Source organism: Planococcus sp. NCCP-2050 (genome assembly GCF_023708025.1).
GTDB lineage: Bacteria > Bacillota > Bacilli > Bacillales_A > Planococcaceae > Planococcus.
The window spans coordinates 214,152-233,181 of sequence record NZ_BRCX01000005.1 but is presented as its reverse complement, the minus strand read 5'-3'; the positions used below and the strand labels follow the sequence as shown (position 1 = coordinate 233,181).

Genomic DNA, 19,030 nt, shown 5'->3' with positions numbered 1-19,030 from the left:
GATATCTGTTGTAAACTGAGTCATAGGGAAGGCCTCTTTTCTGTGAATTGGTTGTGGTGACTTAATTCTACAAGAAAAGGTCTTCCTTTTTCTATTTATTCATTTACACAAGATATTTTACGCTCTCGGGATGTTTCAGCTAACATATCATCAAATACAAAAGATGATGTTAAAAAAGATTATCATGAAAATCTTATGTTTGCCGCTCAATTTTTTGATTCTTATATTAATTCTAACTTAGACAGTGATTTAGACACATATTTGCTGATTTTAGGAGCGTCTTCATACTACCTTTGTGACTTGCCAGGCAGCTCTAGTGTACTAGCGAAAAAACTAAGTGTTCACGAAATAGATCTTGATTGCGAAGGGCTAGATATTTTGTTAACCGGAATACTTAAGGATACTAGTTACACTGATATTGACAATACAGAGCTTTATTATAAATTAGAAATTAAACATATTTTTAGTTATTTACAAAGTTATTATAAATATGGTGTATATGAAAAAGAGCTGATAGAAGTAACTTCACTAATTCAAAAAAAAGCTTATCAAAGAGGATCAGCAAGAGAGCTTCTATTTGCTGATATTATTTATGCTATAGTGATTGAAAAAATAAAAAGATCATCACGAAGATGTTTAAATTTATATACAGGGATACCTATTGCATATTGGGAAACTTATTTAAAAGAAGAAAAAATTTTTAAAGAGTTTTGGCCTGCTCAGATGCTTTTAGGTGAAAAAGGGGTATTTTCTGGTAATTCAGCGGTTATACAATTACCAACCAGTGCAGGTAAAACAAAGTCTATTGAGTTAATAATAAGAAGCGCTTTTGCTGGAAATAGGACGAAGTTGGCAATAATAGTGGCTCCATTTAAAGCATTGTGTCATGAAATAACGGATTCTCTGAGATTTAGTTTTAGAGATGAAGAAGTTGTAATAAATGAACTTTCTGATATGTTGCAAGAGGATTTTATATTTGGAGAACTAGATGATCAAAATACCATCTTAGTTACCACTCCTGAAAAATTTATATATATTTTAAGACATTCGCAAGAAATAGCAAACGAAATAAATTTAGTTGTTTACGATGAAGGACATCAGTTTGACAGTGGAGAAAGAGGTGTTAAATATGAATTGTTAATAACATCCTTAAATCAATTGATTCCTGAAACGTCTCAAAAGATATTGATTTCTGCAGTAATAAAAAATGCGGATAGCATTAATGTATGGCTAAATGGTGAAAAAGGTATAAAAGTCTCAGGATTAAACTACTCTCCGACACATAGGTCAATTGCTTTTGTTGATTGGAGAAGTGAAAATGGACAATTAAAGTATATAAATAATGAAAATTTAGATGAAGAAGATTTTTTTGTGCCTAGAATGATTGTTAAAGAAAGACTAGAGAATAAAATAAAAGAAACAAGTCCAAGATATTTGCCTAAAGATAAGACTGATGTAAATGGAATTGCAGTTCTACTAGGGTTAAAGGCAGTAAAAAATGGAAGTGTAGCGATTTTTGCTGGCACAAAAGTATCTGTAAATACTATTTATAAGAAGATTATTGATGCTTATGAAAGAAACCTTTCTGTTCCACCTCCTCTTGTATATTCTGACGAACAAGAATTAGAAAAAATGTACATTCTCTTTAAAGAAAATTTAGGAGAACAAGCTAACAGTACTAAATGTGTGGGATTGGGTTTTTTAAGCCACACTGGGGATGTACCAATGGGTATGCGTGCAGCAGTAGAATATTCAATGAAAGAAGGTTTAAGTAAATTCATAATATGTACTTCTACTTTAGCTCAAGGTGTGAACCTTCCTATAAAGTATTTAATATTAACTAACTTACAACAAGGTATTAATAGAATTAAAGTTAGGGATTTTCATAACCTAATGGGTAGAGCAGGACGAGCAGGAATGCATACTGAAGGTAACATAATTTTCGCGAATCCCTCATATTACGCAGAAAGGGTAAGGACATTAAGAAGTTCTAAATGGACAAATATAAAAAGAATGCTTGATCCTATTAATTCAGAAGAGGTAGAGAGTTCATTACATAAAATGTTTGAAAATATAACAATAGAAAGAGGAGAAAGAAGTGAAACATTTTATGTCATGAATGAAAAGTATTTAATGAATTTGATAAAGTTTCCTCAAGAAACTATAATGGCAGCTCATGAGCACAACTCTTTAGTAGCTTATAAAGTGAAAGAACGCATAAAAATTATTGAGACAATTGAAAGTTTTGTAATGTCTCATTGGGGAAATTTAGGAAGTGGTGAAAATTTAGACTTCTTAAATAATATAGTTCAGCAATCACTGGCTTATTCACAAGCTACAGAAGAGAGAAAAAAAGATATTTTACTCCTCTTTAAACTAATTACTGAAAATATAAAAGAAAATATAGGGAACGATGAAGATATTGAAGTAATCGGAAAAACTTTATTTGGTGTGAAAAAAGCTGGAATTATCTATAATTGGACAGATTTGAATAAGGATATTTTAATAGAAACACTAAATATAGAAGAACTTGCTGATTTAATTTGGCCGTTGCTAGTTGAAGTATTTACAAGTGAATATATTCAAGATGTAAATAATATAGAAATGGTGAAGAGAGCATTTTTTAAATGGATCTCTGGTGAAAGTTATAATAGTATATATACGACTTTTATAGAAAATCAAGTACTTTACAAAAATAAAGAGTTTTTGATTACAGATGTTGTAGAGCTATGTGACCAAGTTTTTTCTTATCAGGGAGCTTTAATAATTAGCGCAATTGTAGAATTTATTAATTCTGACCAAATAGATTTAATAGAATTTTTAAATTATTTTCAAAGAAGAATTAAATTAGGCTTACCAAATGAAACTACAATATCTTTATACAATTTAGGATTCAATGACAGAGTAGTGGTTCAAGAGATATTACCCTTTATTAATAAAGATATTACGTTAAAGATGTATGTGAGAATACAGTTGAAGAGTAAAGAACATGAAATTCTTGAAGTATTGGAAACGAAATTTCCGAAATATTTTTCATATGTATTAAAAAGTTTATAAAAAGGAGTATTGTGCTCCTGGTGTGAACCGCACCCCAAATGGTAGACACTTTAAAAAAAGTGGCCCCTTTGGGTTTTTTTCTGTTTTCAGACCCCGGTATACTAAATTTAGATAACTTGGACTGGAGAGAAAATCAGATGAGTAAAATCATTTTCAGTGAACACCAACAACGGATCTTGGAGGCGAACCCGAACGTTGCCTCCGTATCCAATCAGGCCATTCAGTACACACGGGAATTCAAAATCCATGCGGTGAAGGAATATCAGAAAGGCAAAGGCCCTGCCCAGATCTTTAGTGAAAGTGGGTTTAATGTTTTTTAGTATTATTTACTCTATTATGCTACTTGGCACATGTTTAAGACTTTTTTTGGTTAAGTATGCTGTTGAAAAAATAAAATGAGATAAAAGTCAAATAAAAGCTGTCATACTTGTTGATGGATATGTTGAAAAAACAATTATGTAGCGGTTAAAAAGGAGAATAATTTTGCATAATGAAGAAGGAAATTTATATATAACATCAGTTCATGCCATGAATTTACGAAAATTTAAAGAAATTAATGTAGAATTCAACAGAGGTTTTAATTTTTTAGTTGGCCCAAATGGAAGCGGAAAAACTTCAATTCTTAGAGCAATAGCGATGTGTCTTTCACATTCTTCAATCGAGGATTCGAGGATAGGAGATTCCTCAGAATTATGGACCGATTTCACTTGTAATAATAGAAATTATCGTATAGGGTTTGGCACAGGATGGGCTGAAACTACGAGTTATAGAAGTACGAGGTTTAAGAATCTTAATTATCCGGCTAGTCAAGAAAATCGGCAATCTTTTGTCTTTACTACAATTAAAGATGTTATTCCTGTGTTTGCTCCACTTTTTATAGGTGCATATAGAAAATTCTCGTATCAATTGATACAAGGAATGTCAAGAGAAGAAGGTCCGAGTCAACGTAGAGAATTTTATCGAGATAATGCTGCTGCTAGTTTGAACGGTACATATCTCCCGAATGTTAAACAGTGGCTGATAAATCGGTATTTTATTATTGATAAAGAGTGGGCTGAAATTGAAAAAGTAAATTGGAATTGGTTGCTTTTAAATTTGAAATTATTAGCTCCAGCAGATAGTGATTTTTCCTTTATAGAAATTGGAAGAGAATTGGAACCGAAATTTTCTCTATATGGAAAAGAAACTTACTTAGAAGAATTATCTTCAGGATTTCAGTCCATCCTTTCCATTGTGTTAAGTATTTTTGAATGGGTCGAATCAACAAATGAAAGAGAAGGGCAAGAAGTTAGAAAAGCGAAGGGCACTGTAATTATTGATGAATTAGACGTTCATCTTCATCCAGAATGGCAGTTAACAATCAGCAAATCTTTAAAGACTATATTTCCTGAATTACAATTTATAGTAACAACACATTCCCCTCATATTATTGCCTCTGCAGAAAGCGGAGAAATTATCACTATACCGAGTGAAGATACTTTTAATGTTAAACCTAAAGAACAAAGTTATTCGGGCTGGACCACGGATCAGATTTTAGAAGACATTATGAATGTTAATAGTCTCGAAAATAAAATTTATTCGCAATTAATAAATCAAGCATATAATTTTATAAAGAAAGAAGATAAAAATGGTTTGAAAGAGACGCTGCTTCAAATGGAAAATATAATTCATCCAGCTGATACAGTAGCAGAAGTGTTGAAAATGAAATTAGCACAATTAAACTTAACAGAGGAGGAAGGGAATTGATTTATTTAGAAAGGCCTAAATCCCCTCCCAATGCCCTAATTACTAATGCGGCTCAATGGAAGAGTGCCTTAATAGATGCAGTGAATCAATATGGCGGATATAAAAGTATTCCTAAAGACCTAAAAGAGGCTTTGATTGGACATTACAGACATGATGAAATTAAAGATGCTCTTTTTAAAATGAGTATTTATAAATGTGCATTTTGCGAGAGTAAGCCGGGGGAAAGCGGGAATATAGAAGTTGAGCACTTCGCTCCAAAGTCCGAATATCCAGAGCTAACTTTTGAATGGGGGAATCTTTTGCCTGTATGTAGAAAGTGTAATGGAGCAAAAGGAAATTTAGACACCAAAAGCTATCCAATAGTAAATCCTTGCGAAGTTGATCCAGAAGACTACTTTGAATATGAAAGCTTATTTATCATTCCGAAAAAAGATCAGCAAGTAAAAACAGAGGCCGATAGAACAATACAGGAAGTTGATTTGAATTCGCCGAGACTTTTTAAAGGAAGGGCAGATTTACTGGTCAGTTTAAGTGCGTATATAGTAGAATTAAACAACTGGTTATCAGAGTTGAAAAACTTAGAGAGTGGAAGAGCAAGGCATAACCGTATAATAAAATTGAATAATTCTTTAGAGTTAATCGAATCGCTAAAAACAAGTGAAGCAAAGTATTCTGCTTTTACAATAGCTTTTTTAAAAAACAACACAATCTACGAGGAAGCAAAAAATCTTGTTAACTCTGAATTATTAACATAAATGTAAGAGTCGCCTGTATAAAAGGACAGGATTACTAAATAAAATTGTAAAGAAAATAAAGTTTTGTCTAATGTTGCGGTCTTATATATGTTAATAAACTGCAATTGCATAGAGATAAAGCTACTTTCAATCGAACCAATCGATTTCGAAGGTGGTTTTCATATTTTCAGCGGAGTTCTAAGTATTCATAATTGAGCCATTCACAAAGACCTTTTTGGAGCAATACATAATTTTTGACTGTCTCTAGTAAAGGTTTGTTTCTCATAGCTGAAGCCTTAAAAAGCCCAATTTAGTTGGAATCTTCCACACTAAATTGGGCTTTCAAATTAAACGGTAATTTTTGATTTTTGGATGGTGAAATCCATTTCTGGGTAATAGGAATCTTTCACCAACGAATTCGGTCACCAAAGCATTTTGCCACCGGGCAATGGCAGCCGATCATTTTCGCTAACGGCCGTTCGAGCCAGCGGTCAAGCATGGCGGGCAGTGAATCATTCTGGATATTGCCCATCGCCGGTGTATCGTCAAAATCAGTGACGATGACTTCGCCGGTGAAAATATTGACGTTTAACCGGGAGCGGCTATCCGGGTCGTTGCGGACGGTGACGTTTTTGCTTGAGTGGATGCGATTCAATAATTTAGTGTCTTCTTCGTTTTGGTTGCATGGGTAAAACGGCAAGGTGCCGAATAACATCCAGACATTTTCGTCGCGCACGCATTTCATTTCTTCCATGATCTGCTTGTGGATGTTCTTTAAATGAGGCAATATTCGTTTGTTCAGCATCGTTTCTGCCGACACCATCATGCCTGCCTCGGACAATGCACGGCTGTTGTCGATCATACGCTGAAACTGTTCGGCCCGTCGTTCTCTGGAAGGTTTGCGTTCCATATTGGCAAACCCGCCATCGACAAAATCATCGATCGTGCCCCAGTTATGGGAAATGTGCAGGACATCCAAGTAAGGCGCGATTTCCATATAGCGGTCAAGCGGCCTCGTCAAATTCGAATTCATTTGGGTGCGGACGACGCGTGTAGATGTCATTCCAGGAATTGCCCGAGTTGAAGCTGATGCGGTCATATTTTTCGTAATCCAGAAAAGCCGTGAGTTCGGTCTGAAGGAGCGTAATAACTGCTGTCTCCAGATGCTTGCGGAAAACTTCGGAGATGTTTTCTTTTTTTACTAGAGCTTGCATGATATCTGTTGTAAACTCAGTCATAGGGAAGGCCTCTTTTCTGTGAATTGGTTGTGGTGACTTAATTCTACAAGAAAAGGCCTTCCTTTTTCTATTTATTCATTCATTTACACAAGATATTTTACGCTCTCGCCGAATCCTAAAAGTTAGATCTTTTTAACTGTTTATATATGAATAATTTTAATTACTATTTATACATTAATTGTAATATGATTGTTTTAGCAATTATAAAAAATAAAGAATCTATTATGGGGAATCTAACAATGGATTTTAATTATTCGTATTTTAAATTCTTGTAAAAGAATTACCAACTGGAAAAGTGTAAAATTAATACCTCACTTCTTTGAATATTGTCTAGGGTTTATTTTGTTTAGGAAATTCGGACGGCACTGTTTTTTCTATGCTCGTGTGTCGGTTCACAGCTCTTTAGCGTTTAAGAAAAACTATATTGGATCGGTTTACTTAATAATCATTAATTTTCTGTAAGACAAAAAGACGTTTCTCGACAACGTTATTTTACAGAAAGTTTTTAAGTTAGGAAGAGTCAAAGGATAATACCAATAACAACGAGTTAGAACATACTGGAAGGGGATTATGTGAGTAATTATGAAAGAGAGTAAAGAGAAATTTAATCGAAAAGAAGAGCACTTTAGTTTTTTAGGTCTTACTCTTGAACAAACTAGATTATTATATAGTCTTCAATATCGTTTAGTCTCCTCAGATATAGTGTTAGAATCAACCAGTTCTATTCGTCAAAAAAAAGGGGAATGGCTTTTGCAATGGAAAGAAACAATGGAGGAATCATTAAAGAGTTTTGCTGCTCGTGAGTTTGATGGCAAGACGCCAAGCGACAACTTTGTTGGTAGTGAAGCGATAGGAGAAGGTAGCAGTTACAGACCTTTATCTATACTCCAGGATAGCCAAGGAATTATTAAACTGATTAGAAAACTTAAATTGGAATCACAAAATTTAAATACTCAATTTTACTTGATTTTGTTGGAGACAACGTTATTCGTTCCATATACACCGCTAGATTTAGAAGATAAAAATAAATATAAAAAACTTAAAATGAATGAAAAGGTAGTAAGAGATGAACTTATTAAAATAGCTGCCATGCTAGAAATAGATCCTTCTTTCATAGATAAGTATAAAAGTACTTACAAAAGTTCTTTAAGGAGCATTTCAGGGTTTTGGACAAAGGTACTAGCAGGGGGAATCGCCGGGGCTATCGTCATTGGAATCACTGGCGGACTGGCAGCTCCTTTCGTTGCTGGATTAGCAGCACCTGCCGGATTAGCAGGCGCTGCAGCAATAAGTGCTGGGCTGGCAGCACTTGGAGGTGGAGCAATAGCTGCTGGTGGTTTTGGAATGGCTGGCGGAATAGCAGTAATCGTTGGGGGAGGAACTATATTAGGTGCTACTAGTGGAACGGTGGCAGGAGCTCTATTAAGTTCTTCATCTGATTTTACTCTACAGCAAGCAGCGAAACTTGAAGTTGTAATGAAGGAAATCATCCTCTTTGCACAAAAGGATGTAAAATATGCTCAAAAAGTATTGAAAGAACAGCAGAGATTTATCGAGGCGCAGAAACTAAGACTAATAGAACTTGAGCGAAATGAGAAAGGGAATGCTGAACAGATAAAAATTTTAAAGAAATCACTTGAATACTTGAAGAAAGTTTACAATCAGAATTCCGATTTAATCGAAGGAGCTATTTCAAATGGGTAAAATTATAGACTTTGATGGCGAATTTGATGAAATAGAAACGAAATTAAACGACTTAAATGAAGATACTAAAGAGGTGCAGGGAAGACAAATTGAGAACGAAAAAGAAATAAACGAAATGCAAAAGCAAATAGAAAAAATGTTAAAAAAAAATAATATAAAGGATTTTCCTTCGTATGATTCTCAGTTAGAGGGCCAATTAGAATGGGAAAATAATTTATTTCTCAAAATAAATAAAGAGAAAATCAGTGAACAAGTACAGAAAGAAATATACGAAAGCCCCTCCTTACTTCCTAGCCTTACAGCCACTGATTGGGCGATAGTTGGATCTGCTGGGATTCTTGCTGCATTGATTGATATTATTATGGTGCGAACACCCAATGGCAAGATAACTTTCAAGCTGTTTGGAGAGAAACTAATGGATGGAGAAGCTTATTCAGATAAGTTTCATCCCACTACTTTTTTAAAGAAAAATTTAGGAGTAGATGAAGAAGGAGACCTCACAGGTGTTTTTAAATGGTTGGAAGATAAATGTAAAGTTCCCTATGATCAGAGCATAAATCCCGACATTGCAGGTTTTACTCCTAAGACTCACCGACTTTTAAATTTAGCACATGACCCTTTGATTGGATTGTTTTTCAGCGTGTTTGATACAATAAATGGATCAATGACTGCTATCGATGCAAAAGGAAATTTTCATGTGGTAAAAACAGTAGCGGAAGAAGATCCTCTTGCTTTTGAATCTGTGCTTTTTACTCCTCTCGTTTGGATCGGACATTGTATTTCCGACGTTTGTACAAAAATGGGTTTGCCAATACCGGGATGGGGTTTAACACAGCTTCTTCAATTTGGGGAATTTGGAGAAAAGGATAGAACAGTCGCTGATATCACAAGGTATATGTATTTGAAGGGATATGATTTGAGACACTTTGCAACTATGTCGAGTGGTCCAGCAGTAATAGAAATTATTGTGAAAGCTTACCATTTATTGAGCGATCATCTGACCTCAAAAGAAGTACTTTCATTGAACATAAACGAATCAGTTTTAGAAAAAGAATACAGAGCTACACAATTGAATATGAAACTGCACAAAATGTTATTTTTCTCCCATCTAATCGCTACTAGTGGAAATGCTCTGAAAGTGTTTGCTTCTGGTAATGATCCTTTGTCTTTTAACCTACCTCAATGGATTGCATTTATAAAAGAATGTCACTCAATGATCTTGGTCTCTACAAGAACCAAAGAGCCGGAAATGATTATAAGGAATAGGGAGAGCATAGACATGGAATGGGATTCATTAAATTCTAAATGATTTATTGTTTAGTGTTTTTCATTGAACGACTCCTTCTTACGGAAACTATTTAGTTTATTTCTAGCGACGTGAGGTGAAAAATTGAGTCGCCAAATAATCAGTTTTTCGACGACTCTCTTATGTACCCAGAGTTGACCATTGGCTGGGATGAAATATTCTATTCAATCTTGAAAATACACTATATTATATATAGCATTCATTAATAGCTTTATAACATTACTGTTCTTAAATGGGTTTTCTATATTTGTTCACCATTATAAAATATTTGAGGGTTGTGACGCTCCTTCGGAAACTGGATTTAAACCAAAATTTAAGACCCACCATCCAATTTCGGGTGACAGGTCTTTTTTCTTATTTGAAGATATGTTATTCAGAAATCCCCTCCCAGGGAGAGAAACAATACTAAATGATTTTGACTATAAACTACAATTGCATATAAAAGATACTCTATCCTTTGAACATACGGTTCGCGGGATAGAGTTTTATTATTTGTGCAGAAATTGGAGTTGTCAGGAGATGTGCCGCTCCTAGAGAGGTGTTTACACGAATTTAGTAAATTCATTAAAAGCAAGATTATTATTTATTTTCAAATAATTATGATAACATTATTTTAAATGGGTTTCGTACTTTTAATAATGATATAGGATGCCTTAACCAATTTTGATACTGGGTTTCAAGAGGATGCACTTTAATAGATATTCAGCTTAATACTTTGAGAAGGGGAGGAAAAACGATGACGAAGGTTTCGTGGTCAAGGTTTTTATTCTTTTCAATGCTGATCTTTATATTGGCTTTGGCAGCATGTAACAATGAGGATACTTCAAATGAAGAATCAACTGAAGATCCGGATGTTGCAACAGAAGAAAGTGCTGGTGATTCAGCTGAAGAGTCAACTGAGGACTCAGATGCTGCAACAGAAGAAAGCTCAGATGCAGAGCCTGCAGAAACTGAACCTAAAGTTACTGAGTTTGAACCGGCATTTCCAGAACAAACAAGAGCACCTGCAGTAGTGACTGAAACAGAACTTAATGAGGAAGTTATTGTTGACGGTCTTGGCGTGTCTTGGGGGATGGAAGAGTTTGAACCGAACCGCTTGCTTGTTACGCAAAGAGATTCAGCAGAGCTTCTTATTGTAAACCTTGATGAGTTCGCTGTTTCTGAACCAATCGAAGGCACACCGGAAGTAAATAGCGAAGGTCAGGGCGGTTTGCTTGATGTCGCCATTGCACCTGATTTTGACGATTCAAGATTAGTATTTCTAACGTTTTCTCAAGACGTTGAAGGTGGTACTTTAACGGCTGTCGGTAAAGGTGTTTTATCAGAAGATGAAGCCTCACTTGAAGATTTTGAAGTAATCTTCCAAGCCGAACCAGCATATGATGGTGACTTGCACTATGGTGGACGTATTATCTTTGATGAAGAAGGAAACCTGTTCTTAACAACGGGTGAACGTTCCGATGATCCAATTCGTGAACGTGCGCAAGACTTAGATGCTTACTTAGGTAAAGTCATTCACATTACACAAGACGGGGAAGCAGTGGATACGAATCCATTTATCGAAGATGAAGACGCATTGGACGGTATTTACAGCTACGGTCACCGGAATATTCAAGGTGTGGACTTCCACCCTGAAACAGGAGACTTATGGATTGTCGAATTCGGTCCACAAGCCGGGGATGAACTGAATATTATTGAACCAGGCAATAACTATGGATGGCCGATTGTTTCTTATGGGATTGAATATACAGGTGAATTGATCAATGATGGGATTTCAGAGCACGAAGCGCAAGGTTTTATTGAACCAAGATATTATTGGGACCCAACAAGTGCACCAAGTGGCAGTTCATTTTATGATAACGACGCAATTCCTGAATGGGAGAATAACTTGTTCATCGGTGGTTTAGTATCGAGCTATATTGCACGTGTTGTTATTGAAGATGACACCATCGTTGGAGAAGAGCGTCTACTGACTGACGAAGGCGAACGTTTCCGCGATATTCTTGTAACGGAGGATGGCGCGCTTATTGCAGCCACTGATGGCGGTAAGATTTATAAGATTTCTGCTGCAGGTGAATAAAAGACGCGTCCCTGTGTCAAAAGGGTTCAGTGTACTAACTAGAAGTATATGAAGAAATAGCCGTATCCGCTAACCTCAATGGTTAGTGGATACGGCTTTCGTATTTTTATCAGTAAAATTTATTGTTCATGAATGTTTCGGCACAATAACGATTTGAAGACAGCTGGAAAGGTAATCTTCCTGTTGTGCTTTGGAGATTGCCTTCGTAAAGACATCCATTGTAAACATTCTGAAGCCCGGCTCTTGCAGTCGGTTTTTTTAGTAGCTATTTTTATTGATTATCGGCATGATGAAAGAAAAAGGGAGGCTGGATCATGGGCAAACGGGTTTTGATCGTTGGAGCGGGAATCGGTGGATTGACGGCGGGTTCGCTGCTCGCGAAGCATGGCATGGAGGTGACGCTGCTCGAAGCATCGGCGGAACTGGGCGGATGCGCGAGCAAGTTCAAGCGTAAAAAGCTGCTGTTTCCGGTCGGCGCCACGCTTGGCATGGGGCTGGAGGCGGGCGGCATTCATGAGCGGGTATTCCGTTTCCTGGACAAGTCAATGCCGCTCGAACCGCTCGACCAAGTGATGGAAATGGTGCATCCTCATGCAACATTTGTATTTTTGAAAGACCGCAAACAGCATGTCGATCGCATTGTACAGGAATTCCCAAAATATGAACATAATATTCGCAAGTTTTATAAAGAAATCTATCGGACCGCTTCAACTGTTCGGACGCTGATGGGGCCGCTTCCTGCTTTACCGCCTGCAACTCTCAAGGAATGGGCGTTTCTGTCCGCCTCCATCCGCCCTCGCCATGCGCGGCTTCTGCCATTTGCCAATCAAACCTTGGAGCAGCGCCTGCATAAGCATGGACTGGATCATCTGGCCGCTTTTCGTCACATGCTGGACGGCTTGTTGATCGACAGTATGCAAACCGGCAGCGAAGACGTCTCGTATCTGCTTGCAGCAGTGGCTCTCGATATCTACCATGAAGGCGCCTATTACGTGCCGGGTGGACTTTACCGTCTGGCAGAAGAGATGGCCGAAAGCATCAAAGAGCACGGCGGCACCATAAAAAAGCCGCGCACCGTCCAGAAACTCGAACGGCACGGCGGCGTGTGGCAAGCGTGGGATCATCGCGGCAATGTATATGAAGCGGAAGATGTGGTGCTCAACGTCCCGGTCCATCAGTTGCCGAAAATCCTGGCGCCGGATAAATTAAACCAACTGAAAAAAACGTTACGCGAAGCGACCGTAAAACCGATGTGGACGACGCTGACGCTGTATATTGCGGTGGATTCCACGAAGCTCGGCGAACCGCTGCCGCCGTTCCGCCAAATTTCCACTGGCGAAAGTATGTCGGAAGGCGGCCACTTTTTCATGTCAGCATCACTTCCGGATGACCGGCTGCGCGCCCCGGAAGGCATGCAGACTATGACGATTTCCACTCATTCCGAAGCGCAGCATTGGAATACGAAAGAAAAATACGACGCCACCCGCAGCAGGCTGACAGAACGGATGCTGGAAGCGATTGAAGCAGTAGTTCCCGGTTTCCGAGATGCGATCGTCCACATGGAAACCGGCGCGCCGAAAGGCTGGGAACGTTTCACCGGAAGGCCGAACGGCTTTGTCGGCGGATTTCCACAAACATTGGATGCCTCCCTCTTCAATTCCGTTTCCCACCACTCCGGGCTGCCGAATCTCTACATCTGCGGAGATCATGTGTTTCCGGGCGGCGGCACAATTGGCGCTGCAACCAGCGGTATCCATGCCGCGCGGTCGATTGCCGGACATCGGCTGATTTAATTTTGTTACTGCATACGTGCCAAAATGAATTGTATAACGGAGAAATCAGTATAATTTGAGTTTATTTCCTTCTAAGAGTAACCTTGAATTAGAACTGAGAGGAGTGAAAGTGAATGGAAAAAGCGATACCAGAAGTGACATTGAATGATGGAACGAAATTGCCGGTGACGGGGCTCGGTACATATGGACTTTGGGGCAATGCCGGAGCGAATGCGGTGAGCAGCGGAATCAACGCCGGTTATCGGCTGATCGATACGGCTTATAATTATGAGAACGAGGGAGCCGTCGGGGAAGGCATCAAGCGCAGCGGCATTTCTCGCGAAGAGTTATGGATTACTTCGAAGCTGCCGGGACGTTATCATAATTATGAAAAAGCAATGGTAGCGATTCAGGAATCGCTGTACCGTTCGAATCTCGATTACTTCGATCTTTACGTGATTCATTGGCCGCTTCCGAAACAGGATCTTTACGTAGAAGCGTGGCAAGCTTTGATTGATGCGCAGAAGTGGGGACTGGTCCGCTCGATCGGCGTCAGCAATTTCTTGCCGGAACATTTGGAGCGCATTATTCAAGAGACAGGTGTTACGCCGAGTATTAATCAGGTAGAACTGCATCCGTTCTTCAACCAGGAAGAGCAGCGGCGCGTGAACGAACAACTTGGGATTCAAACGCAGTCCTGGAGCCCGATTGCGCGAGCGGCTGATATCATGTCGGAAGAAACAGTTCGAAAGATTGCCGAAAACCACCATAAAACGATTGCGCAAGTAGTATTGCGCTGGCAATACCAAATCGGTTCGGTTTCGATTCCGCGTTCCACTTCGCCGCAGCGGCAACGGGAAAATATTAATATTTTTGATTTTGAGTTAAGCGAAGCGGAAATGACGGCAATTGCCGGAATGAGTCGTCCAGATGGCAGATTATTTGGGATGGATCCGGCGACGCATGAGGAGTTTTAAGGATTTTCAACTTGTTTGGTATACAGAATATGCAGAACCAAAATCATAATTTGTAAGGAAGTGCTCGGTTAGACTAGGCGCTTCTTTTTTTATGAACAGAACTAATAACAAAGTAAATCATAATTTCGAATTAGAGAATGAGATGATTAATTTAAGACTAATCGAATTAACCTTTGAGTAGAAACTTTGATATGAGATTAATTAATTTAGGAACAAATATGCTCCGCTCAATTTTTTCTGTCATTCCTTACTTTTTTATCCTTTTATTAAAAAATAAGGAGTTATTTTCTTGAACACCTGTTAAACTAAAATTCAATAAACTTAGTTTTATTTAGGAGGAATAGTGTGGCTGCAAATGAAGTTTCCATAGGTAAGATAGAAAAAATGTTGGATTGGGCATATGAAAAATCATTAGATGGTATTCCAGGAACGGATTCAGCTTATGAAATGGCCGAGAATTTTTTATCGAAACATGATACTGCTGATCAAGCTATCGACAGCTTAATTCGGTGGCAAAATACAAAAGCAGCCACTAGTGGCTTTCTTACGGGGTTAGGTGGGATAATTGTTCTGCCTGTTACATTACCCGCAAATATTGCTTCTGTAATGTATGTACAAGTTCGAATGATTGCAGCTATTGCACATATGAAAGGTTATGACTTAAAAGACGATCAAGTTAAAACTTTCGTTTTTGTATGTCTAACAGGAAAATCAGCTTCGGATATATTAAAAAAGACTGGCATCCAAGCAGGAAATGCCTTCGCTAAACAAGCCGTCCTGAGAATACCTGGTGAAGTCATTAAAGCAATAAATAAAAAAGTCGGTTTTAGACTGGTAACTAGGTTCGGGCAAAAAGGTGTAGTGAATTTAGGTAAAGCAATACCTATAGCTGGGGGAATTATCGGGGGGACAGTCGACGGAATAGGAACGGGGATAATTGGGAAGACTGCTAAGAAAGTGTTTGTTTGAGCAAAGTGTTTAAGAATATCTTCTAGGGACCATACTTCCTAAGCTTTATATTTAAAGACTGGCACTTCCAAACGTTAAGAAGTTTTACGAGATAAATTAATTTAATACATTCATTCGTATTAAAAGCAGAGAGACAGATTAATTTACTGCCCTATCAAGTGTAATAATATGTAAGGAGCACATACAGATGAAAAAAAGATTAGTCGGAGTTATTATTTCAATGTTACTCATCGTAATAGTTGGTTTAATTTTTTTACTTCAATTTAAGCCAATTGGAAGCAATGCTAGCCAAAGCTCTCATACATCCTTGCTACAAGAGAGAATTGTAGAAATATCAGAATTAGCTACGCTAGAGTATGAGTATAGTAAAGCAATGGTAAACCGGGATGACAAGAAAATTCCACTAACTGATATTCGCTTTGCAGAGACGATAAAGCTTATAGAGTATAAGGGATATTTGAAAGCCGGATCCGATCTATCGAAAGTAGAAATAATAGACGATGAAGAGGCAAACCGAGTGACAGTCAGAGTTCCAAAAGCAAAAATTCTCGATAATGTTGTGCAGACCGAGAACATGAAGATAGAAGATGTAAAAGGAAATATCTTCTCAGACCCTCCTACTCAGGAAATTATTGATGATATTAACGAAGAGAAAATGAAATTTGAAGAAGAGAAAATCGACCAAGGATTTTTGACGGAGGCAGATAAAAGAACAGCGGAAGTTTTGAAATCTTTCTTAAGAGTCGATGAAGATGAGGAAATTGTCATTGAGTTTTATTGAAAATATTGTTCTAGAAAAAGCTGAATTCTAAAAGATTTTTATCATTAAGTTAAAAAATGAATAAGACCTGCCATCTGTTTTCGAGAGGCAGGTCTTATTTTCATCTTTGAGGTGATTAATAATCATTGATGAACTTCCGTGACCTCTCTTATAAATTTAATCCAATCTTCCCGCTTAACCGCTCATTCAACTATGGAGCGGATTTTTTTATACCCACTTGTGTAAGCCCACCCAAAATAGGGAACCCTTTTAATTAGCAGGGAAACCTGAACGAATTTTGGAGGAGGCTTTCAAAATGCCAGATAAAAGAGATGAAATCATTTTGCGGGGACTCCGTGAAAATAACTTGAAGAATATCGATTTGAATATCCCGAAAGAAAAAATAAATGTGTTTACCGGGCTGTCTGGTTCGGGGAAAAGTTCGGTCGTCTTTGATACGCTTGCGACCGAAAGCAGAAGACAGATGACGTTGAATTATCCGCTTTATGTCCGGCACCAGATGCCGCGATATGAGCGGCCGGAAGCGGATTTGATGCAGAATTTAAGTCCGGTGGTCGTGGTGGAACAGAAACCGGTCCGGGGCAATTCGCGCTCGACGGTGGGCACGTATACAGACATTGATCCGCTCGTCCGGCTTCTGTTCTCACGGATCGGCAGCCCATCGATCGGTTCAGCTACTGAGTTTTCGAGTGACAGTTCTTTCGGGAAATGTCCGGAATGCAGTGGATTTGGAGAAATCGTGGCACCGGATGTCCACAAACTCATCGATCATTCGAAGTCACTGCGAGAGCGCGCGGTGAGATTCAAACCGCTCGCACCTCCTGGCTGGCAAGGGAGATGGATGGTGGACGGCGGATTGTTCGACCCTGATCTTCCCATCCAAGATTATCCGGAAGATAAATACAATCTGCTCGTTTATGGCCCGAAGGAAGGCGAGCAGGCATTCAGCAGATATTATTACAAAGTGGGCAGCCGGAACATCGAATGGGATGGCATTTTGCCGCGATTTATTCGCTTGTACATCAACCGGGACCTCACGAAGTTGAAAAACGTTTCCCAGGAAGATGTGCTCGCGGTGACTTCCCATACGCCGTGCCCGACCTGCGAAGGTTCTGGATTGAATCCGAAAGTGCTGGAATCCAAAATCAACGGCCTCAATATCGCTGATTATGCTCGGCTGGAACTGACGGAACTGCTCGGTGAACTGGAAAATATAAAAAATCCGGTCGGCACCTCCATCGCCGAGCAAGCCTACCCAAGTGTCAAACAATTGGTGGATCTCGGTCTAGGCTATTTGAGTCTGACACGGAAAATGGGGACATTGTCGGGCGGGGAAGCGCAGCGCGTGAAAATTGCACGGCACCTCGGCAGCAGCTTGAATAACATTACGTATATTTTCGATGAACCGAGTGCCGGGCTTCATTCAGAGGAGATTGATATGCTGACGCATATGCTGGAAGATTTACGGGACAACTACAATACCGTCGTCGTGATCGAGCACAATTTAGTGGTCATTAAAACGGCGGATGAAATCATCGAACTGGGTCCAAAAGCGGGCGTGGGCGGCGGCGAAGTGGTTTATCAAGGCACACAGGATGGCTTGAAGAAAGCTTCCGCCATCACCGATTTAGATCATAAAGTCATCATCAACAAAAATCCGCGAAAGGCGGACGAGAGCTTCTCCATTAAAAATGCCTCGGCCAATAACTTGAAGAATGTCAGTGTGGAAATCCCGAAAAATGTGTTGGTTTCGGTCTGCGGCGTTTCCGGTTCCGGCAAGAGTTCTTTATTGTTCGGCGCATTTGCAGACAACTATCCCGAAACCATTGCGGTGAATCAAGGCAGCATCGGAACGTCGAGCCGTTCGACACTTGCAACCTATATGGGGATCATGGATGACATCCGTTCGATTCTGGCAAAAGAAACCGGACAACCGGTCGGATTGTTCAGCTTTAACTCGACCGGAGCTTGTCCGGTCTGTGAAGGAAAAGGCGTCACCACGCCGGACGTGGCATTTGCGGATCCCGTGACGGTCACCTGTGAAGCCTGCAAAGGAACGCGGTATTCCGACGAAGCCTTGTCGCATCGTTACTTAGGAAAAAATATCGTGGAAATCTTAGAGCTGTCGATCGACGAAGCCAATCAGTATTTGAAAATGCCGAAAATCATCAAAAAAGTGGATACGCTAAAAGACGTCGGCTTAGGCTACCTGACACTCGGACAGACGACCAGTTCGCTCAGCGGGGGCGAAGTGCAGCGCCTCAAACTCGCCAGCCACCTAAAAAAAGAAGGACAGATCTATTTGCTGGATGAGCCGTCACTCGGTCTGCACACAAAGGATAATGCACTTCTATTAGACGTTTTCCAAGGGCTCGTCGATAAAGGAAATTCGGTCATCCTCATTGAACACAACTTGAACTTTATCGCTGCGAGCGATTGGGTCATCGAAATGGGTCCAGGTGGCGGGAAAAGGGGCGGCGAAGTCTTATTTGAAGGAACACCGGAAGAGATGTTAGAGGCTGATACGTTGACGGCGCAGTGGTTGAAGAAGGGTGTGGAGGGGTGAAAGATTCATTTTTAACTCTCTTTAGATGAACCATATAGAAAAACCTCCCCAAGCTTGGGAGGTTTTTTCCTTGTCTTATTTTCTTAGCTAAAGCAAACCA

The 19,030-nt window shown here is 39.2% G+C and carries 12 protein-coding genes and 2 pseudogenes; 12 read left to right on the top strand and 2 right to left on the bottom strand.

What is annotated here, in order from left to right; translation table 11 throughout:
* Window positions 1-195: 195 nt before the first annotated feature.
* The 4 genes from NFU07_RS15350 to NFU07_RS15335 all read left to right on the top strand — a co-directional run bounded on the left by NFU07_RS15350 (window position 196) and on the right by NFU07_RS15335 (window position 5,558).
* The gene (locus NFU07_RS15350; RefSeq protein WP_251479573.1) at window positions 196-3,057 is read left to right on the top strand and encodes a DEAD/DEAH box helicase; all 2,862 of its coding nucleotides are present in this window, start codon (window positions 196-198) and stop codon (window positions 3,055-3,057) included.
* A gap of 137 nt (window positions 3,058-3,194) precedes the next feature.
* On the top strand, window positions 3,195-3,377 hold the full coding sequence (locus NFU07_RS15345) for a hypothetical protein (protein WP_397443740.1): 183 nt from the start codon (window positions 3,195-3,197) through the stop codon (window positions 3,375-3,377).
* 163 nt (window positions 3,378-3,540) lie between these two features.
* Window positions 3,541-4,803 carry an AAA family ATPase gene (locus NFU07_RS15340; protein WP_251479571.1) on the top strand — a complete coding sequence of 421 codons (1,263 nt, stop codon included), beginning with the start codon at window positions 3,541-3,543 and terminating at the stop codon, window positions 4,801-4,803.
* On the top strand, window positions 4,800-5,558 hold the full coding sequence (locus NFU07_RS15335) for an HNH endonuclease (protein ID WP_251479568.1): 759 nt from the start codon (window positions 4,800-4,802) through the stop codon (window positions 5,556-5,558). The genes NFU07_RS15340 and NFU07_RS15335 overlap by 4 nt, the downstream gene beginning before the upstream one ends.
* Window positions 5,559-5,884: 326 nt before the next feature.
* On the opposite strand, the pseudogene NFU07_RS15330 reads toward NFU07_RS15335, so the two are convergent.
* Window positions 5,885-6,588: pseudogene (locus NFU07_RS15330) on the bottom strand (radical SAM/CxCxxxxC motif protein YfkAB); the annotation flags it as partial.
* Window positions 6,575-6,775, bottom strand: a pseudogene (locus NFU07_RS15325) (transposase); the annotation flags it as partial. The pseudogenes NFU07_RS15330 and NFU07_RS15325, both read right to left, overlap by 14 nt.
* Window positions 6,776-7,357: 582 nt before the next feature.
* On the opposite strand from NFU07_RS15325, the gene NFU07_RS15320 reads away from it, so the two are divergent.
* The 8 genes from NFU07_RS15320 to NFU07_RS15280 all read left to right on the top strand — a co-directional run bounded on the left by NFU07_RS15320 (window position 7,358) and on the right by NFU07_RS15280 (window position 18,930).
* Window positions 7,358-8,479, top strand: coding sequence for a hypothetical protein (locus NFU07_RS15320; RefSeq protein WP_251479566.1), 1,122 nt, complete (start codon window positions 7,358-7,360; stop codon window positions 8,477-8,479).
* Window positions 8,472-9,788 (top strand): hypothetical protein, encoded by a 1,317-nt coding sequence (locus tag NFU07_RS15315; protein WP_251479565.1) that lies wholly within the window; start codon window positions 8,472-8,474, stop codon window positions 9,786-9,788. Before NFU07_RS15320 ends, NFU07_RS15315 begins: the two co-directional genes overlap by 8 nt.
* Window positions 9,789-10,521: 733 nt before the next feature.
* Window positions 10,522-11,865 carry a PQQ-dependent sugar dehydrogenase gene (locus tag NFU07_RS15310; RefSeq protein WP_251479563.1) on the top strand — a complete coding sequence of 448 codons (1,344 nt, stop codon included), beginning with the start codon at window positions 10,522-10,524 and terminating at the stop codon, window positions 11,863-11,865.
* 314 nt (window positions 11,866-12,179) lie between these two features.
* Complete coding sequence (locus NFU07_RS15300) at window positions 12,180-13,658, top strand: phytoene desaturase family protein (RefSeq protein ID WP_397443739.1); 1,479 nt, start codon at window positions 12,180-12,182, stop codon at window positions 13,656-13,658.
* Between the two features lie 113 nt (window positions 13,659-13,771).
* Window positions 13,772-14,614 (top strand): aldo/keto reductase, encoded by an 843-nt coding sequence (locus tag NFU07_RS15295; protein WP_251479561.1) that lies wholly within the window; start codon window positions 13,772-13,774, stop codon window positions 14,612-14,614.
* A 345-nt stretch (window positions 14,615-14,959) separates the two neighbouring features.
* On the top strand, window positions 14,960-15,583 hold the full coding sequence (locus NFU07_RS15290; RefSeq protein ID WP_235198326.1) for an EcsC family protein: 624 nt from the start codon (window positions 14,960-14,962) through the stop codon (window positions 15,581-15,583).
* A gap of 187 nt (window positions 15,584-15,770) precedes the next feature.
* On the top strand, window positions 15,771-16,364 hold the full coding sequence (locus NFU07_RS15285; protein WP_251479549.1) for a DUF4230 domain-containing protein: 594 nt from the start codon (window positions 15,771-15,773) through the stop codon (window positions 16,362-16,364).
* A 295-nt stretch (window positions 16,365-16,659) separates the two neighbouring features.
* Window positions 16,660-18,930: an ATP-binding cassette domain-containing protein gene (locus NFU07_RS15280; RefSeq protein ID WP_251479547.1), complete on the top strand. Its 2,271-nt coding sequence runs from the start codon at window positions 16,660-16,662 to the stop codon at window positions 18,928-18,930.
* Window positions 18,931-19,030: the final 100 nt, after the last annotated feature.